The organism is Paenarthrobacter sp. NPDC089322 (assembly GCF_040684895.1).
Lineage (GTDB): Bacteria > Actinomycetota > Actinomycetes > Actinomycetales > Micrococcaceae > Arthrobacter.
In genome coordinates, this window is the sequence record NZ_JBFBGW010000005.1 from 1 (window position 1) to 21,743 (window position 21,743).

The 21,743-nt window shown below is 63.0% G+C and carries 22 protein-coding genes; 12 read left to right on the forward strand and 10 right to left on the reverse strand.

What is annotated here, in order from left to right; all coding sequences use genetic code 11:
• Positions 1-127 precede the first annotated feature (127 nt).
• From AB0N65_RS07200 to AB0N65_RS07210, 3 genes are all read left to right on the forward strand, one after another.
• The gene (locus AB0N65_RS07200; protein ID WP_364159611.1) at positions 128-1,600 is read left to right on the forward strand and encodes an RNB domain-containing ribonuclease; all 1,473 of its coding nucleotides are present in this window, start codon (positions 128-130) and stop codon (positions 1,598-1,600) included.
• A 288-nt stretch (positions 1,601-1,888) separates the two neighbouring features.
• A complete protein-coding gene (locus AB0N65_RS07205; protein WP_364159613.1) occupies positions 1,889-3,580 on the forward strand; it encodes a DEAD/DEAH box helicase in 1,692 nt (563 codons plus the stop codon).
• Between the two features lie 8 nt (positions 3,581-3,588).
• Entirely contained in the window at positions 3,589-4,470 is an 882-nt protein-coding gene (locus AB0N65_RS07210; protein ID WP_364159615.1) for a DNA methyltransferase, read from the forward strand.
• A 7-nt stretch (positions 4,471-4,477) separates the two neighbouring features.
• On the opposite strand, the gene AB0N65_RS07215 is transcribed toward AB0N65_RS07210, so the two are convergent.
• The gene (locus AB0N65_RS07215; protein WP_364159617.1) at positions 4,478-5,323 is read right to left on the reverse strand and encodes a PHP domain-containing protein; all 846 of its coding nucleotides are present in this window, start codon (positions 5,321-5,323) and stop codon (positions 4,478-4,480) included.
• Between the two features lie 80 nt (positions 5,324-5,403).
• Between AB0N65_RS07215 and AB0N65_RS07220 the strand changes: the two genes are divergently transcribed.
• On the forward strand, positions 5,404-6,987 hold the full coding sequence (locus tag AB0N65_RS07220) for an aminopeptidase P family protein (protein ID WP_364159619.1): 1,584 nt from the start codon (positions 5,404-5,406) through the stop codon (positions 6,985-6,987).
• 72 nt (positions 6,988-7,059) lie between these two features.
• Here AB0N65_RS07220 and AB0N65_RS07225 read toward each other — a convergent pair whose 3' ends face one another.
• A complete protein-coding gene (locus AB0N65_RS07225; protein WP_364159621.1) occupies positions 7,060-7,890 on the reverse strand; it encodes a general stress protein in 831 nt (276 codons plus the stop codon).
• 76 nt (positions 7,891-7,966) lie between these two features.
• Between AB0N65_RS07225 and AB0N65_RS07230 the strand changes: the two genes are divergently transcribed.
• From AB0N65_RS07230 to AB0N65_RS07240, 3 genes are read left to right on the forward strand one after another with little or no spacing between them, the layout of a single operon-like run.
• Entirely contained in the window at positions 7,967-9,250 is a 1,284-nt protein-coding gene (locus tag AB0N65_RS07230) for a CBS domain-containing protein (RefSeq protein ID WP_364159623.1), read from the forward strand.
• Positions 9,231-9,962 (forward strand): DUF1003 domain-containing protein, encoded by a 732-nt coding sequence (locus tag AB0N65_RS07235; protein ID WP_364159626.1) that lies wholly within the window; start codon positions 9,231-9,233, stop codon positions 9,960-9,962. The genes AB0N65_RS07230 and AB0N65_RS07235 overlap by 20 nt, the downstream gene beginning before the upstream one ends.
• Before the next feature lie 4 nt (positions 9,963-9,966).
• Positions 9,967-11,094, forward strand: coding sequence for an Mrp/NBP35 family ATP-binding protein (locus AB0N65_RS07240; protein WP_364159628.1), 1,128 nt, complete (start codon positions 9,967-9,969; stop codon positions 11,092-11,094).
• Positions 11,095-11,098: 4 nt separating this feature from the next.
• Here AB0N65_RS07240 and AB0N65_RS07245 read toward each other — a convergent pair whose 3' ends face one another.
• Genes AB0N65_RS07245 through sigE form a run of 3 tightly spaced genes read right to left on the reverse strand, consistent with a single transcriptional unit; the run spans position 11,099 to position 13,071 of the window.
• Positions 11,099-11,491: a Sec-independent protein translocase TatB gene (locus tag AB0N65_RS07245; RefSeq protein WP_364159630.1), complete on the reverse strand. Its 393-nt coding sequence runs from the start codon at positions 11,489-11,491 to the stop codon at positions 11,099-11,101.
• A 31-nt stretch (positions 11,492-11,522) separates the two neighbouring features.
• Positions 11,523-12,440, reverse strand: a complete 918-nt coding sequence (locus AB0N65_RS07250) for a hypothetical protein (protein ID WP_364159632.1) — start codon at positions 12,438-12,440, stop codon at positions 11,523-11,525.
• 7 nt (positions 12,441-12,447) lie between these two features.
• A complete protein-coding gene (gene sigE, locus AB0N65_RS07255) occupies positions 12,448-13,071 on the reverse strand; it encodes an RNA polymerase sigma factor SigE (RefSeq protein WP_364159634.1) in 624 nt (207 codons plus the stop codon).
• 238 nt (positions 13,072-13,309) lie between these two features.
• Between sigE and AB0N65_RS07260 the strand changes: the two genes are divergently transcribed.
• Positions 13,310-13,942, forward strand: coding sequence for an O-methyltransferase (locus AB0N65_RS07260; RefSeq protein WP_364159636.1), 633 nt, complete (start codon positions 13,310-13,312; stop codon positions 13,940-13,942).
• A 105-nt stretch (positions 13,943-14,047) separates the two neighbouring features.
• On the opposite strand, the gene AB0N65_RS07265 is transcribed toward AB0N65_RS07260, so the two are convergent.
• From AB0N65_RS07265 to AB0N65_RS07280, 4 genes are all read right to left on the reverse strand, one after another.
• Positions 14,048-14,215, reverse strand: coding sequence for a DUF3117 domain-containing protein (locus AB0N65_RS07265; RefSeq protein WP_364159638.1), 168 nt, complete (start codon positions 14,213-14,215; stop codon positions 14,048-14,050).
• A gap of 196 nt (positions 14,216-14,411) precedes the next feature.
• Positions 14,412-15,623 (reverse strand): hypothetical protein, encoded by a 1,212-nt coding sequence (locus AB0N65_RS07270; protein ID WP_364159997.1) that lies wholly within the window; start codon positions 15,621-15,623, stop codon positions 14,412-14,414.
• A gap of 59 nt (positions 15,624-15,682) precedes the next feature.
• Positions 15,683-16,024, reverse strand: a complete 342-nt coding sequence (locus tag AB0N65_RS07275; protein ID WP_364159640.1) for a DivIVA domain-containing protein — start codon at positions 16,022-16,024, stop codon at positions 15,683-15,685.
• An 18-nt stretch (positions 16,025-16,042) separates the two neighbouring features.
• Complete coding sequence (locus tag AB0N65_RS07280) at positions 16,043-16,879, reverse strand: TIGR00730 family Rossman fold protein (RefSeq protein WP_364159642.1); 837 nt, start codon at positions 16,877-16,879, stop codon at positions 16,043-16,045.
• A 163-nt stretch (positions 16,880-17,042) separates the two neighbouring features.
• Between AB0N65_RS07280 and AB0N65_RS07285 the strand changes: the two genes are divergently transcribed.
• The 4 genes from AB0N65_RS07285 (at position 17,043) to AB0N65_RS07300 (ending at position 20,383) form a co-directional block, all read left to right on the forward strand.
• Positions 17,043-17,798 (forward strand): amino acid ABC transporter ATP-binding protein, encoded by a 756-nt coding sequence (locus tag AB0N65_RS07285; protein WP_364159644.1) that lies wholly within the window; start codon positions 17,043-17,045, stop codon positions 17,796-17,798.
• A gap of 75 nt (positions 17,799-17,873) precedes the next feature.
• The gene (locus AB0N65_RS07290) at positions 17,874-18,752 is read left to right on the forward strand and encodes a glutamate ABC transporter substrate-binding protein (protein ID WP_364159646.1); all 879 of its coding nucleotides are present in this window, start codon (positions 17,874-17,876) and stop codon (positions 18,750-18,752) included.
• A 96-nt stretch (positions 18,753-18,848) separates the two neighbouring features.
• Positions 18,849-19,499: an amino acid ABC transporter permease gene (locus tag AB0N65_RS07295; protein WP_364159648.1), complete on the forward strand. Its 651-nt coding sequence runs from the start codon at positions 18,849-18,851 to the stop codon at positions 19,497-19,499.
• Positions 19,496-20,383: an amino acid ABC transporter permease gene (locus tag AB0N65_RS07300; protein WP_364159650.1), complete on the forward strand. Its 888-nt coding sequence runs from the start codon at positions 19,496-19,498 to the stop codon at positions 20,381-20,383. The genes AB0N65_RS07295 and AB0N65_RS07300 overlap by 4 nt, the downstream gene beginning before the upstream one ends.
• 164 nt (positions 20,384-20,547) lie before the next feature.
• Here the strand turns inward: AB0N65_RS07300 and dapE are convergent, their stop codons facing one another.
• A complete protein-coding gene (gene dapE / locus AB0N65_RS07305) occupies positions 20,548-21,672 on the reverse strand; it encodes a succinyl-diaminopimelate desuccinylase (RefSeq protein ID WP_364159652.1) in 1,125 nt (374 codons plus the stop codon).
• Positions 21,673-21,743 lie beyond the last annotated feature (71 nt).

A 21,743-nucleotide genomic window follows, 5' to 3' on the forward strand; every position in this document is an offset into this window, starting at 1 on the left:
AGTTCTCATAATGAGGACTTCGCCAGGAAGAAGCGATCTGAAGGCCATCTCAAGATTCTACGTCCGCCACTTGACGAATATAGAAGCATCCAAGACTATCCGCCGATTTCGGGCTAATCTGACTTTCGTGTCACATCATCGGATAGCACCCAACGTCGACGATTCCACGGACCAGCTGGCGGATGCGTTTGCTGCGCTGCGGACCGAGTTGGAGCTGCCGGGCCAGTACCCTGCCGAGGCTGTTGAGGAAGCCCGGGAAGCGGTGGAAAAACTCAAACTGCCTGATCGTGACCTGCGCGATGTTCCTTTTGTGACCATCGATCCTGCCACGTCCACCGACCTGGACCAGGCACTGTTCATTGAGCGGGCCGGCGAAGGGTACAAAGTCCTTTACGCCATTGCCGATGTGCCCTCCTTCGTGGCTCCCGGTGGGGCATTGGACGCCGAAACCCGGCTGCGCGGACAGACGTTCTACGCTCCTGACGGCCGCATCCCGTTGCACCCGGAAGTCATCAGCGAGAACGCCGGGAGCCTCCTGGCCGAACAAGACTGCAGCGCATTCGTCTGGCACTTCGAGCTGGACGCTGCAGCGGAAGTCACCACGATGACGGTGGCCCGCGCAGCCGTGCGGAGCCGGGCAAAGCTGAGTTACAAGGGAGCCCAGGAACAAATCGACGCCGGTACCGCCCCGGAGGTTCTGCAGCTCCTTAAGGAAGTCGGACTGAAGCGCGTTGAACTGGAACGCCGGCGCGGAGGTGCAAGCCTCAACATGCCGGAGCAGGAAATCGTCCAGGCAACCGGTGGTGGCGGATACAGGATCGCGGCAGCACCCTCCCTTCCTGTGGAGGACTGGAACGCGCAAATTTCCCTGATGACCGGGATGGCGGCCGCCCAGCTGATGCTGGACGGAAAAGTCGGGATCCTGCGCACCATGCCGGCACCCGACGAGAGGTCCTTGCTGCACTTCAAGCGGCAGACGACGGCCCTGGGGAAACCCTGGGACGGAGAAATCACGTACGGCGAATACCTGCGGACGTTGGATGCCTCCGATCCCAAGCAACTTGCCATCCTGCACTCAGCTGGCACGTTGTTCCGCGGCGCCGGCTACACACCGTTTGATGGCGACGTTCCCGCCGACGTCGTCCAATCCGCCATCGGGGCACCCTATGCCCACACGACCGCGCCGCTGCGGCGCCTTATCGACCGCTTTGTCCTGGTGATCTGCGAGGCCCTCAGCAACGGGCACGAGATCCCCCGCTGGGCCCGTGAAGCCCTGCCTTCCCTACCGGAGATCATGGCGGCCTCGGATCAGCTGGCAGGACGGCTGGAACGTTTGGCCTTGGACACGGTGGAAGCGGCCCTGGTGGCCAACCACATCGGTGAGGAATTCGACGCCGTCGTCATCTCCGGATCGAAGCCCTCCAACGGCAACGGCAACGGGAACGGGAACGGCAGTGGGCCGTACGGGGTCATCCAGTTGGCCGAACCTGCCGTAACCGCCCGCTGCGACGGTGAGCTGGAGTCCGGAACGAAGGTCCGGGTTCGTCTGTTGAAGGCCGATATCGCCAGCCGGGAGATACGTTTCGCCTTGCTCCCGTAACGTCGCCTGGCGGGTGCCACGGCCTCCGATCCGGGGTTTGGGACCAGCAGAGGATAGACTGGCCCTGTAGTAATGGATGCCCGGTCGTTGATTCAGTTAATTTTTGAACTCAACAAGCCCGCCCCTACGCGATCTTGAGATGTGCCCGCTGGTCCCCAGTGCCAGTACTTAGATAGCCCGCGATCGGCTTCCACTGGAAATGCTTGCGCGCCCGTTCGTGCTCCGGTCAGGCTCCGCCGCCCCGTTGAGCATGGAGCGCCAATGCCCAAATGAATAAGGAAACTCCCTGTGAGTGAATTGCACACCCATGAAGTCCTGACGGACGCCACCGGTACCGAGTCCATCGAGCCCGAGGAAACCATCACCTCGGACGAGACGCCCCACGAGATCGAGGAAAAAACGTTCGCCGACTACAACGTCCGCGCGGACATCGTCGAGTCCTTGGCTGACGCCGGCATCACGCACCCCTTCCCGATCCAGGCCATGACCCTGCCGGTGGCCCTTAGCGGCCACGACATCATCGGGCAGGCCAAGACCGGTACCGGCAAGACGCTGGGCTTCGGCATTCCGGCCTTGCAGAGGGTTGAAGGACGCGACGATCCCGGCTACGCCAAGCTCGCTGTCCAGGGCGCACCCCAGGCCCTGGTCATCGTGCCTACCCGCGAGCTCGCCGTGCAGGTGGCCAACGACCTCCAGACAGCCTCCCGCAAACGCAACGCCCGCATCGCCACGATCTACGGAGGCCGCGCCTATGAGCCCCAGATCGAGGCATTGCAGAAGGGCGTGGAAGTTGTTGTTGGTACGCCGGGCCGTTTGATCGACCTTTACAAGCAACGGCACCTGAGCCTCAAGAATGTCAAGATGGTTGTCCTCGACGAGGCCGACGAAATGCTGGACCTTGGCTTCCTGCCCGACGTCGAGACGCTGATTGCAGGCACTCCCGCAGTACGTCAAACGCTCCTGTTCTCCGCAACCATGCCCGGACCCGTCATCGCCATGGCCCGCCGCTACATGACGCAGCCCACCCACATCCGGGCAGCCGACCCCAACGACGAAGGCATGACCAAGCGCGACATCCGCCAGCTCATCTACCGTGCGCACAGCATGGACAAGATCGAGGTTGTGGCGCGTATCCTGCAGGCAAAGGGCCGCGGACGGACCGTCATCTTCACCAAGACCAAACGCACCGCCGCCAAGGTGGCCGAGGAACTCGTGGATCGCGGCTTCGCAGCCGCGGCCATCCATGGCGACCTGGGGCAGGGTGCCCGCGAGCAGGCACTGCGGGCATTCCGGAACAACAAGGTGGATGTCCTGGTGGCCACCGACGTCGCCGCGCGTGGCATCGACGTCGAAGACGTCACGCACGTCATCAACTACCAGTGCGTGGAAGACGAGAAGATCTACCTCCACCGCGTGGGCCGCACAGGCCGTGCAGGCAACAAGGGCACAGCCGTCACGTTCGTGGACTGGGACGAAGTTCCCCGCTGGGCGCTGATCAACAAGGCCCTGGGACTCAATGTTCCGGAGCCCGTGGAAACCTATTCATCTTCGCCGCACCTCTACACGGACCTCGACATCCCCGAAGGTACCAAGGGCCGGCTCCCCCGCAGCAAGCGCACGCTTGCAGGGGTCGAGGCCGAAGTACTGGAGGACCTTGGCGAGACCGGCAAGAAGAACTCCCGGTCCGGCGGTTCAGGCCGCGACGGCGGTCGTGGCCGTTCACGGGACGGCGGCCGTGAACGCTCGGGCAAGTCCAGCGAAGCCGGCACCGAGACAAAGGGCGAGGGCGGCCGCAACCGCACACGCCGGCGTCGTACTTCCGATGCCGAAGCAGCCCCTGCCAACGGTTCTGCCGGCACCGCAACGGCAGACGCCGCCGAGAAACCTGCACGGACACGGCGTACCCGCACCCGCCGCCGCAACGGCGAAGTGGTGTCCGGAGGGTCCGCAAGCGCCCAGTCGGGCACCGGCGAGGCCTAAAGCCGTCAATGACTGAAACTGTTTGGGCGCCGGACGGCGGCAACATGGTGGTGCACGCGGATAATGCCGAGTTCCTCCCTACGCTGCCGGACGGCGCCTTCACACTCATCTACGTCGATCCGCCTTTCAACACTGGACGGGTCCAGCGGCGCCAGGAGACCCGCATGGTCCGCAACGCGGACGGCGACGGTGACCGCGTGGGCTTCAAAGGCCGCTCGTATGACACCATCAAAGGCGCCCTGCATAGCTACGACGACGCTTTCAGCGATTACTGGTCCTTCCTGGAACCCAAACTCGTGGAAGCGTGGCGGCTGCTGTCCGAGGACGGAACCCTTTACCTGCATCTGGACTACCGCGAGGTGCACTACGCCAAGGTGATGCTCGACGCGATCTTTGGCCGGGAGTGCTTCCTCAATGAGATTATTTGGGCGTACGACTACGGCGCCCGTGCCAAGAACCGCTGGCCCACCAAGCACGACAACATCCTGGTGTACGTGAAGAATCCCGCCAAGTACCACTTCGATAACGCCGAAGTGGACCGGGAACCCTACATGGCTCCGGGGCTGGTCACACCGGCGAAACGCGAACTGGGCAAACTGCCCACGGACGTCTGGTGGCACACCATCGTCTCGCCCACCGGGCGCGAAAAGACCGGGTACCCGACGCAAAAGCCTGAAGGCCTGGTCCGGAGGATCGTCACCGCCTCAAGCCGCGAAGGGGACTGGTGCCTCGATTTTTTCGCCGGCTCAGGAACACTGGGCGCTGTCGCAGGAAAGCTCGGCCGGAAATTCGTTTGCGTGGACCAGAACGAGCAAGCGATTGAGGTCATGCGCAAGCGCTTGGGAAGCAAAGCGGCGTTTCACCAAACGGCACCGCAGTTCACGGAATAAGCACAGTTCAGCGTATGACCGTGCTTCCGGTCGCCAGCTCCTCGATGCGGGCCATGGCCTCCGGCGAAGTAAGGTTTTCTCCCAGCAGGTTCGGCTTGCCGGCACCGTGGTAGTCGGATGAACCGGTGATGAGCAGGTCATGTTCAGACGCCAAGCCGCGCAGGAACCGGCGTCCCTCCTCCGGGTTGTCCCGGTGCTCGATCTCCAGTCCCAGCAATCCGGCGTCGATCATCTCCCGGTAGGTGCGCTCCCCCACGATGCGGCCCCTCGAGGATGCCACCGGATGGGCGAACACCGGCACGCCGCCGGCAGCACGGACAAGCTCGACGGCGACAGCCGGGTCAGGCGCATAGTGCTGCACGAAGTAGCGCGAATGTGAAGTGAGGATGGTGGTGAACGCCTCGGAGCGGTCCGACACCACGCCGGCCGCCACCAAGGCATCAGCAATATGCGGACGCCCGACAGTGGCACCGGGGGTAACGTGGTGGATGACGTCGTCCCACGTCAAGGGGTAATCCTCCGACAACAATGTCACCATGCGTTCGGCACGGGTCAGACGGGCATCCTTGGATTTGGTGATCTCTTCCAGGAGGCCGGGGTGCGTGGGGTCGTGAAGGTAGCTCAGCAAGTGCACGCTGATCCCTTGATCCGTGCGGCAGGAAATTTCCATGCCGGGGACGAACGCAACACCATGTTCCTTCGCAGCGGCGGCGGCCTGTTCCCAGCCGTCGGTGGAATCATGGTCCGTCAACGCCACGACGTCCAAGCCTGCGGTGGCAGCCGAAATGATCACCCCGGCGGGTGTCTCGGTTCCGTCGGAAACATTCGAGTGCGCATGCAGGTCTATCCTCACCTTCCCAGCCTATGGGATGTGCGCCCGGTTGCTGTGTTGCGCCGTTGGCCTCCTCATGGAACTGGTGGGACGATGTAACGGTGAACGATGCCGAAAACACCCAATACGCCGAAACCACAGATTCCCAGCCCCTGCAGGAACGCGTCAACAACCGTTCGCAGAGGCCAACGTCCGATGCCTTCAAGGCATTCATGGCGAGCAACTGGGCGCCCGCCCCGCAGGTGACCCCTGCGCGTGACGCCGTCGCAGACCACGCCGCACGCCGCCGTCGTGCCATCTCCGAACTGTTCAAGGGCGAACGGCTCGTCATACCGGCAGGTCCACTGAAGGTCCGCTCCAACGACTGCGATTACCGTTTCCGTCCGCACTCCGGGTTCGCTCACCTTACGGGCCTTGGCCTGGACCACGAACCGGACGCTGTGTTGATCCTTGAGCCGGTGGCTGAAGGAAAGGGCGACGACGGCGGGCACCACACTGCCACTCTCTACTTCCGTCCCCTGGCTGGCCGGGACACCGAACAGTTTTACGCCGACTCGCGTGCCGGTGAGTTCTGGATCGGTCCCCGCCCCACGCTGGCTGAGTTCGAAGCCCGGCTCGGCCTGGCCACCGCGCACATCTCCGAACTTGAGGTGGCCATCACCAAGAACGTAGGCGCACCGGAGATCGGGGGTATTTCCATCCGCCTGGTCCGCAAGGTTGACGAGAACATCGACGCCCTCGTGGACACGGCACGCTACAACACTGCAAAGGATCCCGAGAACCTTGACCTGGGCGAACTTGATGCCCTGGATGAGAAGCTCTCCGAGGCCCTCTCCGAACTGCGCCTCATCAAGGACGAGTGGGAGATCGAGCAGATGAAGATCGCCGTTGCCTCCACCGTGGAGGGATTCGCCGACGTCGTCCGGGCCCTTCCCCGTGCGCTCACGCACCAGCGGGGCGAGCGCGTGGTGGAAGGTGCCTTCTTTGCCCGCGCCCGTGAGGAAGGCAACGAACTCGGCTACGACACCATCGCAGCCTCCGGCAACAACGCCACTGTGTTGCACTGGAACCGCAACACCGGCAAAGTCAACGCCGGTGACCTCCTGCTGCTGGACGCCGGTGTGGAAGCCGATTCCCTGTACACGGCAGACGTCACCCGCACTCTTCCTGCCAACGGTACGTTTACTGACGTGCAGCGCAAGGTTTACGAAGCAGTCCTGGACGCCGCGGACGCCGGGTTCGCAGCTGCCCGCCCCGGCGTGAAGTTCCGCGACATCCACACCGCCGCTACCACCGTCCTCGCCGAGCGGCTCGCCGAGTGGGGACTCCTTCCGGTTTCCGTTGAAGAGGCCATCAGCCCTGAAGGACAGCAGCACCGCCGCTGGATGCCGCACGGCACCAGCCACCACCTCGGACTGGACGTCCACGACTGTGCACAGGCCAAGCGTGAGCTGTACCTTGACGGTGTCCTGACCGAGGGGATGGTGTTCACCATCGAGCCGGGACTCTACTTCAAGAACGAGGACCTCGCGATTCCGGAGGAGTACCGCGGCATCGGCGTGCGGATCGAGGACGACATCCTCATGACCGCAGACGGCCCCGTCAACCTGAGCGCAGCATTGCCCCGCAAGGCCGACGACGTCGAGTCGTGGATGGCCGGCATCTACCAGGACGCCCAGGGCTAAGCGCACTCCCCCATAAAAGGGAAGGCCGCCAGAGCTGTGATTCAAGCTCCGACGGCCTTCTTTTTGTTGGCGCTACTGCTTCGACGCGTCGCCGTTGGCGGGCTGCTGGCCGTCCTGCTGCGGGGTGTTCTGGCCCTCGGTCACCCGGACGCCGTACTGCGGGCGGCCGTCCGGCAGGTCCGGGTAGCGCATGGATGAAGGAGCAGGGGTGTGGGCCGGCTGTCCACCGGCGGGAGCCTGGCCGTCCGGCTGCGGGCCCGTCTGGCCATTGGACGAATTCTGCGCGCCTGCCTCACCGTTGCCGCGCTGGCCGTAGGGGTCGTTCCAGGTGGAGGGGCGTTCGGGTCCTTGGCCGGGCTGCTGAAAGTTCTGCGGGTTGTAGTTCTGCATCTGGCCGGCGGCTGCTTGCGACGGGTTCATCGGAAGTTGCTGGAGCAACCTGCGTGCCTCATGCGCTGCCTCGAAGGCAACGATGACGTCGTAATTGGTGGCTACCACCTGGCTGGTGGACGTGAAGTCACGCTTTCCACGCTGTGTGGCGTACGTGACGATGCCGAACAGCATGAAGAAAGCAGCACCCATCAGGACCGAGGTGATGATGGAGAAGGGCCCTCCCGCGGGAGTGAAGAAGGAGAGCATGACACCCACGAAGAGGCCGAACCACATACCGCTCAAGGCGCCGGACAGGGCAACGCGCGGGTAGCTGAGGCGCCCGGTGACCCGTTCCACCATCTTGAGGTCATTGCCTACGATCGACACCAATTGGACCGGGAACTGCTGGTCCGCCAGGTAGTCCACCGCCTTCTGGGCGTCCAAATACGAGGTGTATGAGCCCACGGTGTCGCCTTGGGGGACACTGCGGGATTCCTCAACTGCTTTGGGAGCACCAAAAATGTTAGACATAGCCCCATTGTGTCGCATTGACATGTGAAGCGGCTGGAATTCAGCTAAAAGAGAGCAGACTCGGTAGATTGTAAACATGAGCTCACATCCCTCCCGCGTCTTTGTCGCGCGCTTACTCGGTCTGGACGTGTTCGACCCCTTGGGCGACCGTCTTGGTCGGCTGCGCGACGTCGTCGTGCTCTCGAGGGGAACGCGTGGAGCACCGCACGTCGTTGGCATCGTGGTGGAAGTTCCCGGCAAGAAGCGCGTCTTCGTGCCCATGACCCGCATCACGTCCATCGACCAGACCCAGATCATCTGTACAGGGCTGGTGAACCTCCGCCGATTCGAACAGCGCGGCGCCGAAACACTGGTGGTGGCCGAAATGTTCGACCGCCGGGTGACCCTTGCCGACGGTAGCGGGGACGCCACGATCGAAGACATCGCCATGGACCAGCACCGGTCCAAGGACTGGTTCGTCAGCAAGCTCTTCGTCCGCCGCGGCCACTCGCTGTCTCCACTGAGCCGCTTGCGCCGCAACGAGACCCTCATCATTGACTGGGCCGATGCCCAGACGGGCGCCCGCAACGAGCCCCAGGCGGCTACCCAGTTCGTCGCCACGCACGAAGACCTCAAACCGGCCGACTTTGCAGAAGCCCTGCAGGAAATGAGCGACAAGCGCCGTTTCGAGGTTGCGAGCGAACTGCAGGATGAGCGCCTTGCTGATGTCCTCCAGGAACTTCCCGAAGACGACCAGGTGGAGATTCTCTCCGCCCTGGACGTCGAGCGCGCTGCCGACGTCCTGGAAGAGATGGATCCCGACGACGCTGCAGACCTGCTCGCCGAGCTGCCCTCCGCCCAGGCCGAGGAACTGCTCCAGCTCATGGAACCCCAGGAAGCCGAAGACGTACGGCGGCTCCTGGAATACGACGAAGACACCGCCGGCGGGCTCATGACCCCGGTACCGGTGATTCTGCCGCCGGAAGCCACCGTGGCCGAAGCGCTTGCCCACGTGCGCCGCGAGGAGTTGTCCCCGGCGCTCGCTTCATCGATCTTCATTGCCCGTCCCCCGCTGGAGACACCCACGGGCAGGTTCCTGGGGGTCGTGCACATTCAACAGCTTTTGCGTTTCCCGCCGCCGGAGCCGCTGGGCAACCTCGTGGACAAGAACCTGGAGCCGGTCTCCGACCAGGCCCATATCAGCGAAGTAGCCCGCACCCTGGCCACCTACAACCTCAACTCGCTTCCCGTCGTCGATGACGACGGACGCCTTGTGGGGGCGGTGACTGTTGATGACGTGCTGGATCACCTGTTGCCGGATGACTGGCGCGCCCACGAGGATGACGCCCCTATAAGGAGACTTGGAGGCCGCATTGGCTGATATCAACGCCACCCGTTCCCCCAAAGCCACAGGGCGCACGAGCAGCAGCCTCGATACTCCCCTGAGCGGACGCAAACGCATCCTGCCCAAGTTCTCACCGAACCCGGATGCCTTCGGCATTGCCACCGAGGGCTTCGCACGTTTCATGGGCACGCCGCAGTTCCTGCTCTATATGACCATCTTCTGTGTGTTCTGGCTCGCGTGGAATACGTTTGCGCCTACCGACTGGCAGTTCGACCGCGTGGAACTTGGCTTCACGCTCCTGACGCTGATGTTGTCGTTGCAGGCTTCCTACGCCGCTCCCCTCCTGCTTCTTGCCCAAAACCGGCAGGACGACCGCGACCGCGTCTCGCTGGAACAGGACCGCCAGCGCGCCGAACGGAACCTCTCCGACACCGAGTACCTGACCCGGGAGTTGGCTTCCCTGCGCATCGCCCTGCGCGAAGTGGCCACTCGTGACTACGTCCGCGCTGAGCTCCGTAGCCTGCTGGAAGACATCATTGATGCGCAGGAGGAACTCCGCGAGAGCGGGACCGCTGCCGAGGGCGGTGAATCTCCCGCGGAGAAGGTCAAGGAAAAGCTCAAGGAGAAACGCGACAAATCGCGGAGTCCGCGCACGCAGCAGATCCCCCGGGTCCGTCCCCGCCGTTCCGGTACACAGCCGTCGAGCACCAAAACGGCCCCTCCGGAGAACCCCGAAAGCCGGGCCTGAGCCAATGACCATTGCATCAGATGAGGCGCTTCAGGCTGCCCTGGCCACCGTCATTGATCCCGAACTGCGGCGCCCCATTACCGAGCTCGGGATGGTGGACTCGCTCACCGCCGACGCTGACGGTAACGTGCGGGTATCGGTCCTGCTGACCATTGCCGGCTGCCCGCTCCGGGACACGATCACCGAGGACGCCACCAGGGCGTTGTCCGGTGTAGCCGGGGTTACCGGTGTAGAGGTGGAGCTCAAGGTCATGACCCAGGCCCAGCGCGAAGCCCTGAAGGAACAGCTGCGCGGCCCCGGAGGGCAGCGTGGGATCCCCTTCGCGAAGCCAGGTTCCTTGACCAAGGTTTACGCCGTGGCCAGCGGAAAAGGTGGCGTGGGCAAGTCATCGGTCACCGTTAATCTGGCTACGGCACTGGCTGCCCAGGGCCTCCGCGTCGGCATTGTGGACGCCGACGTTCACGGTTTTTCGGTTCCGGCGCTTATGGGCATCACGCAGAAGCCAACACAGGTGGACGACATGATCCTGCCGCCGGTGGCCTACGGCGTGAAGGTCATCTCGATCGGCATGTTCGTTGCCGGAAACCAGCCCGTCGCCTGGCGCGGGCCCATGTTGCACCGCGCCCTGGAACAGTTCCTCACCGACGTCTACTTCGGCGACCTGGATGCCCTCTTCCTCGATTTGCCTCCCGGCACCGGTGATATCGCCATCTCGGTGGCGCAACTTCTGCCCAACGCCGAGATCCTCGTGGTAACCACCCCACAGGCGGCAGCCGCCGATGTCGCGGAGCGCGCCGGGACCATCGCCACCCAGACGGGACAGAAGGTGGCCGGCGTCATCGAGAACATGTCCTTCCTGGAAATGCCCGACGGCGGTCGCATGGAATTGTTTGGAAGTGGCGGCGGTGCCGTCCTGGCTGAGCGGCTGAGCGCCGCTGTGGGCAGCGACGTGCCGCTGTTGGGCCAGATTCCGCTGGACATCCAGTTGCGCGAAGGTGGGGACTCAGGGAAGCCCGTGGTGCTCGCCGCGAGCCCAACAGCAGCAGCGACAGCGCTGCACGACATCGCGGGCAGGCTGGCTACACGGCCGCGTGGCTTGGCCGGGATGCCTCTGGGGATCCAGCCGCGTTAGGCCCTTAGGTCGCTTCCGTATCGAAAGGTGCGGCTTCGCCTTCGGCCAGGCGTTCAATGACCCGTGCAGGGGCCTTCGGCCTGGTACCAACGGCTGCTGCTGCGGCGGCCACCGCAGGGGCTCCCGCGTTAACCGGCTTGGAATCGTCGTCCAGGAGGGCATCCTTGATGATGCGTCGGGGATCGTATTGGCGGGGATCGTACTTCTTCCAGTCGACGTCGTCGATGTCGATGCCGACTTCTTCCTTGATCTGCTCACGCGCGCCGGACGCCATCCTGCGCACTTCCTTCACGAGGTTGGCGAGCTTCTGCGTGTATTCGGGCAAACGGCTGGGACCGATGACGAGTACGCCGATAATCAGAAGGAGTATGAACTCCGGGCCGTTGATTCCAAACACGCTACGAAGATTACCTTGTCTGTGGTTGGGCTCATAAACCAGCGGGGCGGAGCAACATCCGCAGACCGCGGAGCAGCCGTTCGGACCATGTTTCGGTGTCCTGCACCTCAGCTTGGCCGTTCATGGAGTCCCCGGCCCGGACGAGCTCCGGCACGGCGTCGTCAGCCTTCTCCGCAGGTAAGTCCGATGCGTACGTGAGTACCGCCGCGGACGTCCGGTAAACGGCTTCCCACGGCGTCCCCTGGGTAACAGACAGCTGGGCCGAAGCAGATGCCTCCCCGGACGGCCCGGACGGATCCAGGTGTTCCTCGACAACAGTGGCATAGTGACCGTTGCTCTCCAGCCTGAGCTCCACGGCAGGGTGGCCGTTAACTACCGTGGCATGTGCGGAGACAACTTCAAAGCCCAAGCCGGCAAGCTCCGGGCAGGCCCATCCTTGGTCCCTCAGCGCTTCCAGCTGCGCGGAGGTCAAGGTCGCCGGGCTGCCAGGGCGGAAATCGGGAGCTGCAACGGGCTCGGCGCGTCCGCCGGCGAGGGAGCCGGCGAGCGCAGCGGCGTCCGCGCTTGCAGTCACGCGCGTTTGCGCTGCAGGATCACCGGCCACCGCATAGGCTGCCACGGCCAAGGCACCAGCGCTGAGGATCAGGGTGCCGGCGGCTGCGCCAACCATGCGCAGGCTCCGCCACCCAACACTTTGGGAGCGTGGTTGCAAGGGCACGATGTCCGGTTGGTTCGCGAGGCGCTGCGTATGCTGCAGCAGGCGTGCGGTGAGGTCCTGGCTGGCCTCGGGTACGGCCGCACCACGGAGGCGTTCCAAGTACTGCCGTTCGCGATTCAACGCCATGCGGCATTCCAGGCACTCCTGCAGATGCTCAGGAGTCCTGTTATGGCGCAGGGCAGCCAGCGGGCGCCGGGTCAAAGCTCCCGGACGACGGTTGCGTCGGATCATCGACGACCTAGAGAATACTGGCGATGCGTGGCATCTTGAGTCGTGGCTTGCGTGATTCGGTGGACCGCGGATCACGGTGGGCGAGCTTTTCGCGGAGCATGGTGCGGCCGCGATGGATGCGGGACCGGACGGTACCCAGCTTTACTCCGAGCGCCTCAGCTACTTCGTCATAGGACAGGCCTTCAAGGTCGCAAAGAACGACGGCGGCGCGGAAGTCCGGCGGCAATTCTTCCAAGGCGCGTTGGACGTCCAGGTCCAGGTTGTTGTGCTCGAAGCTCTGCTCGGGTCCGGGCTCACGGCCTGGCAGCCGTGACTCGGCGTCCTCGGCAAGGGCATCGAAGCGGATCCGGCTCTTGCGCCTGGCTTGATCGAGGAAGAGGTTGGTGGTGATCCGATGCAGCCAGCCATCCAGGGTTCCGGGCTTGAAGTTCTCCAGCGAGCGGAAAACCCTCACGAACACCTCCTGGGTGAGGTCCTCGGCGTCGAATTTGTTCCCGGTCAGCCGATAGGCAAGGCGATAGACCTTGGCGGAATGGTTCGAAACCACTTCCTCCCAGCTGGGCATGACCCAGTCAGTAACGGCCTCCAGGCTTTCCGATGTCTGGACAGGCGCAGCATGCGATGCCGGCATCGTCCACTCCCCTCAAACTGTGGTTCACCGTAAGTAGTTCGGTGCCGCCCACCGCGTGGATGACCGGAGCATCATCATCCCAAGCTTGTCTGGGAATTTCCTGACTAATGCATTCATTCCACGCAGGGCGAAACACCACTGCAGACACAGTCACCCAAGGGTCCACGGACGCCCGTTGTGGAGCGCCGGACACAGTACTCTGGTACAGAAACCCCTACACGCGGAAAGCGAAGCCTTCATGAGTGCCGACAAGTCCACCAGCTGGTCCTATGCAGAAGATCTGCCTGCTGAGGACGACGTCTTGCTGCGCGCCCGCGAAAGGTCTTTCGAACTCGGCGTAACACCCATCAGTCCGGGAGTTGGAGCAGTACTGACCGTGCTCGCGGCGGCCTCCAAGGCCCAGACGGTCGTGGAAGTCGGCTCTGGTGCAGGGGTTTCCGGCGTCTGCCTCCTGCGCGGCCTCGGTCCCCAGGCCGTCCTCACCACCATCGACGTCGATGTGGAGCACCTCAAGGCCGCGCGCGAGGCCTTCCTCGAATCAGGCAGCCCCGCCAACCGGACCCGAACCATTTCCGGCCGCGCCGCCGATGTCCTGCCCCGCCTGACGGATTCGGCTTACGACCTCGTATTCATCGACGCGGACAAACCCAATTTCCCGGGCTACGTGGAACAAGCGGTGCGCCTGCTCAAATCGGGTGGGACCTTGGTCATCAATGACGCGCTGGACAAAGACCGTGTCTCCAACCCGGCGGCCCGTGACTCCACAACGGTGGTACTTCGCCAGGTAGGCAAATCCATTCGCGATGACGATCGTCTGGCATCGGCAATGTTGCCCACGGGCGATGGCCTCCTGGTGGCCGTCAAAAAATAGGCATTTACTAAATCGACACCCATTTAAGAACGGTGCCTCAACAAAGGCACCGTTCTTAAACAAAAAAGCAGGGCACCGGCTCCAGCCGTGCCCTGCCCTGTGAAACTATTCGGTAACACCCACGAGGCATTCCTTGAGGTTCTCCGCCTCGGTGGCGTTGAGCTCGACCACAAGCCGCCCTCCACCTTCGAGCGGCACACGCATGATCAGGCTGCGTCCCTCTTTGGTTACTTCCATAGGGCCGTCGCCAGTACGTGGTTTCATAGCCGCCATTAGGAAAATCCCCTCCATTTGTCCCAAGTCACGCCCAACCCGGCCGGGCTGGATCAGCGTCGCAATTGCAGCCGGCGGCAACGCTTGGGAGGCCGCCTTGGCCGGGCACTTTTACGTGCTTTTGTCCTTGCTCGTATTCCATTATCCCGTACTTACCCGCCCGTAGCGAATCAATGGAGTAATTACGGCCGCTGCCTTACGGCGGATAGTCGCCGCCGCCGGGCAATTGGGCCCAGGCCCAAAGCCACACCACCCAGACAATCTGGAGCAGGAGGAACATCACTACGACGGTCCCCCGGTACGCTTTCGACCTTGAAAGCATTGCCGCCCCAAGTGCCAGCGGGAAAAGGGGCAACAGCATCCGGAAAGTGCTTGTTTGGGGATGCAGGAACACCAACAGGTAGCCCATGTAGCAGGCGCACCACAATCGTAGTTCTGTTCCCAGTGCCCGCACCGGCCCGGACATCATCACGAGGACAAACAATCCGACGAACACAAAGGGGGCGAGGACTCCAAGGACCGGACCGAACAGCATCCGGCCGGTGTCGAACCACGGCTTGAAGGGCACCAGATCGTGGCCGCGCCATGCTGTCTCTGTTCGTGTGTAGGCAGTCGGGTCCCCGGTCACTGCCCAGGCGATCGCCGGCCAGGCCAATGCTCCGATTCCTGCGGCCAGCACCAAGGCTCCCAGCGCGACCAAGCCCCGGGCCGACGTCGTACGCCCGTCCCGCAGCGGCGATGACGCGCGACTGCCGAACCGTTGCCACAGCCGCCACAGCAAGAGGAGACCCAGCATGGCGGCGAACGGCACTCCGGTGGGCCGCGACAAGCACATCAGGAGGACCACCGGAATTGCGGCCAGGTAGTGTCGCCGCACCACAAGCAGCAAGGAGGCCGAGAGCAGCAAGAGGTTCAGGGACTCGGCATAGGGCACCTGCAGAATCGGCGAGACGGGGAAAGTGGAGACGAAAACGACTCCCCACATCGCGGTTCGTATGCCCGCGACTTCCCGGAAGAGCTTGAAGATCACCAACGCCGCACCGAGTCCTGCGACCATGGCGATGGCAGTCAGCGCCTGCAGCGTACCCAACCCTGTGATGGCGCCCAGGCCACGACCCAGGAGTGGGAACAAGGCATAGAATGCCCAGGCGTTTTCCTTGACCACCCCGTTCTGGTCCACCGGCAATTCCGAAGGGTAGCCGCCCTCCGCCGCCTGCTGATACCAGCGGCCATCCCAAATGGTGATGAAGTTCCAGTAGTCGGGCGCCGGCGGGAACCAGGGATTGACCCCTTGGTGAACGGCTGCCGCCATGAAGATGCAGGCACTGACCAGCCGCGCCGCCACGAAGACCAAAGCAACCTGCAACCACCACGGCCAGCGGGCAACCTTGGCAGTTGCCGTTGAGATGCCGCGTGATAACCGCTCGGCGGGTCCCCCGGGAGGCGTGGTGGATGGAGCGGGTGGGCTCACGGCGCAGTCCGCTTGGTGTCGCCGTCATCAAGTCCAGGCCGGAGCAGGGCGCTCAGCCGCTCAATCTCACGGTCCTTGGCCTTCAGTTGGTCGCGAAGCTCATCAAGGACCTGGTCCACCTGGTCCATGCGGTAACCCCGCAGCCCCAAGGCAAATCGCAGGCCGTCGATGTCGGAAGCCTTCGCGTCCGCCGGCAGCAGCACGGGAGGAAGGTTGGGTACGGGCTCATCAAGGCCCGCACCCATCGACCGTCCACGGACAATCCCGGCTCCCAGGTACAGGGCGGCACCGATGAGGACGATCGCGAGAAACACCAGGAAAAAGCTCACAGCCACCATCGTGCCAGAAACGGACCCTTACTCCGGTCGCTGCTCCCCCATGGGGCTCGGCAGCGGAGCCCCATGCAGAACCCTGTGGACGGCGTCGGCAGGATCATCCACCAACTGGATCAGGTCCAGGTCCTTCTCGGACACCATGCCCTCGGCCACCAACGTGTCGCGGATCCAGTCGATCATCGGACCCCAGAACCGGACGCCCAACAGCACAATCGGGAACGACGTCACCTTGCGCGTTTGGACCAGCACCATGGCTTCGAAGAGCTCATCCAAGGTACCGAGCCCACCGGGGAGTACAACGAAGCCCTGCGCGTATTTGACGAACATGGTCTTGCGGGCAAAGAAGTACCGGAAGTTGATGCCCAGGTCCACCCATTGGTTGAGGCCCTGCTCGAACGGCAACTCGATACCGAGGCCCACCGAAACTCCGTTGCCCTCCACGGCGCCCTTGTTGGCAGCTTCCATGGAGCCGGGACCACCGCCGGTAATCACGGCGACGCCGGCCTCGGCCAGTTTGCGTCCGACGTCCACGGCCATCTCGTAGTATTCGGAGCCGGGCCTGGTGCGTGCGGAACCGAAAACACTCACGGCAGGCCCGATGTCTGCCAGGGCACCGAAGCCTTCAACGAATTCGCTCTGGATGCGAAGGACGCGCCATGGATCAGTGTGGATGAACTGACCGGCACCACTCGTGTCCAGCAAATGCTGATCGGACATCCCCGTGTCTGCCTGTTTGCGTCGAAGCTCCAAAGGACCTTTGTGCTTGGCAGGCGCAATTTCGGAAGGAAGGGGCACATTGCTGCTTCCAACGCGTCCGTTGGCATCCGGGTGGGGAACTGGGTGCTGGCTGATGCTCATTGCCCAAGGCTAGCGCGGATATCAGGGTGTGCCGTTTCACGGGCCCTGATGTTGCATTGCAGTCTGGTATATAGCTGGGGAGCAGGTTTCTGTTCAGTCACGATCTGGGGGAACTTGCCGTGACCGTAGTCATATTTGGACCTTTGTTCGCTAGATTCGTCCTATGACTACTCACGTGTCCGGCGATGCGCTCGTCTCCCTGAATGGCGTCAACAAACACTACGGTCAATTGCACGTTCTCAAAGACATCAACCTTCAGGTCAAGAAGGGTGAGGTCGTGGTGGTGATCGGGCCTTCAGGCTCTGGTAAGTCCACTTTGTGCCGTGCGATCAACCGCTTGGAAACGATCGACGACGGCGACATCTCGATCGACGGGAAGAAGCTCCCGGAAGAGGGCAAGGAACTCGCACACCTGCGTGCCGACGTCGGAATGGTCTTCCAGTCCTTCAACCTTTTCGCCCACAAGACGATCCTCGAGAACGTCACGCTGGGTCCCATCAAGGTGAAGAACGTTGCCAAGGGCACGGCGGAGCGGGAGGCCATGGCTCTCCTGGAACGCGTGGGCGTCGGACACCAGGCTCCCAAGCTTCCGGCCCAGCTCTCGGGTGGCCAGCAGCAGCGCGTGGCCATTGCCCGTGCTCTTGCCATGAAGCCGAAGGTGATGTTGTTCGACGAGCCAACCTCCGCTTTGGACCCCGAAATGATCAACGAGGTCCTGGATGTCATGATCCAACTCGCAAAGGAAGGCATGACCATGATCGTGGTCACGCACGAGATGGGCTTTGCCCGTAAGGCAGCCGACCGCGTCGTATTCATGGCGGACGGCCAGATCGTGGAGGACGCAACACCTGAAGAGTTCTTCACGAATCCCAAGAGCACCCGTGCCAAGGACTTCTTGTCCAAGCTTCTGACCCACTAGCTCCTTGCTGACCCGCACCCAGGCCCGCAAGGACCGCACCCAGGCCGACAGCGGCCAACCAATGAAAGGAATGTCATGAAGGCTTTTATTACCCGGAGGAAGTCGCTCCTGGTGGCCGCATCTGCTGCACTGGCACTCTCGCTGAGCGCTTGTGGTGGGGGCAGTGGCTCCACCACACCCCCCGTCGCGTCTGCCACCTTTGAGGCCGGCACCACGATGGAGAAACTGAACAAGGCCCAGAAGATCACCATCGGCACCAAGTTCGACCAGCCCCTCTTCGGCCAGAAGGGCCTGGACGGCAAGCCCGTCGGCTTCGACGTGGAGATCGGCAAGGCCATCGCGGCCAAGCTCGGCATCACGGCCGACAAGATCGAGTGGGTAGAGACCGTGTCGCAGAACCGCGAACCGTTCATCGAACAGAGCCGCGTCGACATCGTCATCGCCACGTACACCATCAACGACGCCCGCAAGGAAAAGGTCTCCTTCGCAGGACCCTATTACGAAGCAGGCCAGGCACTGCTGGTGAACAAGGACGACAACTCCATCACCAAGCCTGAAGACGTCACCGGCAAGAAGGTCTGCTCCGTCACCGGCTCCACCCCGGCCAAGACCATCGTGGAGAAGTACGGTGCTGAGCTGGTTCCGGCCGCGAACTACACCGCGTGCCTTGAGCCCCTGCGCAACAAGCAGGTTGTAGCTGTCACCACCGACAACGTGATCCTCGCCGGCTACGTCGACAAGGAACCGGATGCCTTCAAGCTCGCTTCTGACGAAACCTTCACCAAGGAGCCTTACGGCATCGGCCTGAAGAAGGACGACACCGTCTTCCGTAACTGGATCAATGACCAGTTGGAGGAATTCGCCAAGGACGGCACCTACAAGAAGGCTTGGGAAGCAACGGCTGGAAAGGTCATCAAGACCGCTCCTGAGCTGCCCACCATCGACCGTTACTAGTCAGGAGTCCAGCAAACTGCCGCCGTTCGTCCCTTGGACGGCGGCAGTTTCTGAACCCAGGACCCGTTCCTTGATTAGCTGCAGCCGAAGGAAGCCATGGACGCCGTCATAGAAAGCCTCCCCCAATACTGGGACGGATTCCTCCGTACCCTCTACCTCTCTGTCATTTCCGGACTTATCGCCCTCGTTGTCGGGACACTCTTGGCGGCCATGCGGGTTTCTCCCGTAGCTGCCCTCCGTGGCTTCAGCATGTTCTACGTGGAAGTCGCAAGAAACACCCCTCTCACGATCATCTTCTTTTTCTCCGCCATCGTCCTGCCGCGGCTTGGCGTGAAGTTCGACCAGTTCGAAGTCGCTGCCATCATTGCCTTGAGCAGTTACACGGCCGCGTTTGTTGCCGAAGCAGTCCGTTCCGGCGTGAACAGCGTCCCGGTGGGACAGGCAGAAGCCGCCCGAAGCGTCGGCATGACCTTCACCCAGGTCCTCGGCTTCATCGTCCTCCCCCAGGCACTCCGCACGGTGGTGCCACCGTTGATCAACATCGTCATCGCCCTGGTGAAGAACTCGTCGGTAGCCGGTGCATTCTTTGTGCTTGAGCTCTTTGGCTACGGCCGCCAGCTCTCCAACGACTACGGCGACAAGGTGCTGTGGGTCCTGCTCGGCGTGGCGTTCTTCTACCTCCTGATCACCGTGCCTCTGGGCCTCCTGGCGCACTTTGTTGAACGAAAGGTGGCGATTGCCCGATGACCTCGGTCCTGTACGACGTCCCCGGGCCCAAGGCCCGCCTCTACTCGATGCTGGGATCCGTAGCCGGAATCCTGATCATTGTGGGTGTCCTGGCCATCGCGGTCATGACACTGGCACAGCAAGGCATCTTCGACGCCGAGCGCTGGGAGATCTTTTACGGCCCCATGGCTCCTGATGTTTGGAGCCTGATCGGGCAGGGCATTGTTTCAACCCTTGTGGCGGCAGCGGTGGCAGCTGCCATTGCCTTCCCCCTTGGCATCGCCCTCTGCCTGCTCCGCATCTCCTTGATCACATGGATCCGCGTACCGACGCAGGTTGTCCTCGAGTTCCTCCGCGGCATGCCCGTGGTCCTCATGATGTTGTTCGTCCTGCTGGTGTTCGCCACAGGGCAGTTCACCGCCGTCGTCGCGGGCCTGGTGCTCTACAACGCAGCCATCTTCGCCGAGATTCTGCGCGCAGGCATCCAGTCCCTCCCCAGGGGCCAACGCGAAGCCGGCCTGGCGATCGGCCTGCGCAGCTTTCAGTCGCGCATGATCATCGAGTTCCCGCAGGCTGTCCGTCGCATGCTGCCGTCCCTGGTTGCCCAGTTGGTGGTACTGCTCAAGGACACCTCACTCGGCTACATCGTGGGCTACGAGGAACTCCTGCGGAAAATCCAGATCATGGCCGACTTCCTGGGCCCGGATTTCCTCTTCCCCGCGTTCTTCGTAGGTGCGGCTATCTACATCCTGATCAACCTGACTGTGTCACGGATCGCCATCTGGATTGAACGCCGCGGTTCCAAGAAGGCGGCGGGCGGCATGGCCTCCGCCATCAAGACAGTCGATCTTGACGTGAACGCTCCCGTCTCCGAAACCGAAGTGCCTGGTCGCGAGAAGAAGTAGTCCAAACCAACACGCACCAAGAGAAAGGTCCGCAGCCACCAGGCTGCGGACCTTCTTTTCATGTGTCTGCCCCCACTCACCCAAGTAGGTCGCAATTGTGCGCGTTTTGAGCGGTCAAAACGCGCACAATTGCGACTCAGTTGGGCCGTGCGCGCGTTGAGAGGCTACTGCCCCAGCCACGTCCTGAGTGCACGCAGGCACTCACGGACAGCATCGGCGTCGACGTGTTCATTGTCCTTGTGCGCGAGCAGGGGATCGCCGGGTCCGAAGTTCACCGCCGGGATGCCCAACTCGCTGAAACGCGCGACGTCGGTCCACCCGTATTTGGGCTTGGGCTCGGCACCCACTGCGGCCACGAAGGACGCGGCAGCGGGGTGGTTGAGTCCGGGACGCGCGCCGGCAGCGGCATCGGTACGGACGACATCGAACCCCTCAAGGAGCTCGCGGACATGGGCTTCGGCCTGATCAGGTGTCTTGTCCGGCGCAAAGCGGTAGTTGATCTCCACCACGCAACGGTCTGGAATGACGTTGCCGGCCGTCCCGCCGTTGATCTTCACGGCGTTAAGGCTCTCGCGGTAGTCCAGGCCATCAACGTTGATGGTCCGGGGCTCATAAGCGGCCAGACGGGCGAGGATCGGGGCTGCGGCATGGATGGCGTTGCTGCCCATCCACGCCCGCGCGGAGTGTGCCGTTTCACCGATGGTGGTGGCATGGAAGCGGCTTGTTCCGTTGCAGCCGCCCTCCACCGTGCCATGCGTGGGCTCGAGCAAGATCGCAAAATCGCCGTCAAGCAGATCGCCGTGGTTGCGAACCAACCTCCCCAGCCCGCTCTTGACGGCCTCAACTTCCTCATGGTCGTAGAACACAAAGGTGACGTCCCGCTCCGGCTGCCGGCCGTCGTCGAACAGTGTTGCCGCCAGGGCCAGCTGCACGGCGACGCCGCCCTTCATGTCCGTGGTGCCACGGCCATACAACACACCTTCACCCGGAACGCCCGATTCCCACGTGGCCGGGACGGTGCCCAGCGAACCCTCCACCGTAGGCAGTGGGACGGTATCCAAGTGGCCGGCGAGGATGACGCGCTCCGAACAGCCGAGCTCTGTCCGCGCGATGATCGCGTCACCGTCACGGATGACCGAGTAGTGGGGTATCGCGCGCAATGCCGACTCAACGGCGTCGGCAAGTACGGTTTCATTGCCCGAGACGCTGTTGATGTCGATGAGTGCGGCCGTCAGCACGGCGACGTCCTGGCGCAGGTCGAGGAGGGCAGGTGCAGGATTAAGGGTCACCCCTCCACCTTAACCGCCGGACTCCCTCCACGGCGCCGGATGCAGCGTCCGGGAAATGCGACTCCCTTGAG

Coding starts and splice junctions, on each gene's coding strand:
- AB0N65_RS07295 (WP_364159648.1), top strand. CDS start 18,849: ATGGACGCCGTCATAGAAAGCCTCCCCCAATACTGGGACGGATTCCTC.
- AB0N65_RS07210 (WP_364159615.1), top strand. CDS start 3,589: ATGACTGAAACTGTTTGGGCGCCGGACGGCGGCAACATGGTGGTGCAC.
- AB0N65_RS07290 (WP_364159646.1), top strand. CDS start 17,874: ATGAAGGCTTTTATTACCCGGAGGAAGTCGCTCCTGGTGGCCGCATCT.
- AB0N65_RS07280 (WP_364159642.1), bottom strand. CDS start 16,879: ATGAGCATCAGCCAGCACCCAGTTCCCCACCCGGATGCCAACGGACGC.
- AB0N65_RS07265 (WP_364159638.1), bottom strand. CDS start 14,215: ATGGCGGCTATGAAACCACGTACTGGCGACGGCCCTATGGAAGTAACC.
- AB0N65_RS07285 (WP_364159644.1), top strand. CDS start 17,043: ATGACTACTCACGTGTCCGGCGATGCGCTCGTCTCCCTGAATGGCGTC.
- AB0N65_RS07240 (WP_364159628.1), top strand. CDS start 9,967: ATGACCATTGCATCAGATGAGGCGCTTCAGGCTGCCCTGGCCACCGTC.
- AB0N65_RS07260 (WP_364159636.1), top strand. CDS start 13,310: ATGAGTGCCGACAAGTCCACCAGCTGGTCCTATGCAGAAGATCTGCCT.
- AB0N65_RS07225 (WP_364159621.1), bottom strand. CDS start 7,890: ATGTCTAACATTTTTGGTGCTCCCAAAGCAGTTGAGGAATCCCGCAGT.
- AB0N65_RS07230 (WP_364159623.1), top strand. CDS start 7,967: ATGAGCTCACATCCCTCCCGCGTCTTTGTCGCGCGCTTACTCGGTCTG.
- AB0N65_RS07250 (WP_364159632.1), bottom strand. CDS start 12,440: ATGATCCGACGCAACCGTCGTCCGGGAGCTTTGACCCGGCGCCCGCTG.
- AB0N65_RS07275 (WP_364159640.1), bottom strand. CDS start 16,024: ATGGTGGCTGTGAGCTTTTTCCTGGTGTTTCTCGCGATCGTCCTCATC.
- sigE (WP_364159634.1), bottom strand. CDS start 13,071: ATGCCGGCATCGCATGCTGCGCCTGTCCAGACATCGGAAAGCCTGGAG.
- AB0N65_RS07300 (WP_364159650.1), top strand. CDS start 19,496: ATGACCTCGGTCCTGTACGACGTCCCCGGGCCCAAGGCCCGCCTCTAC.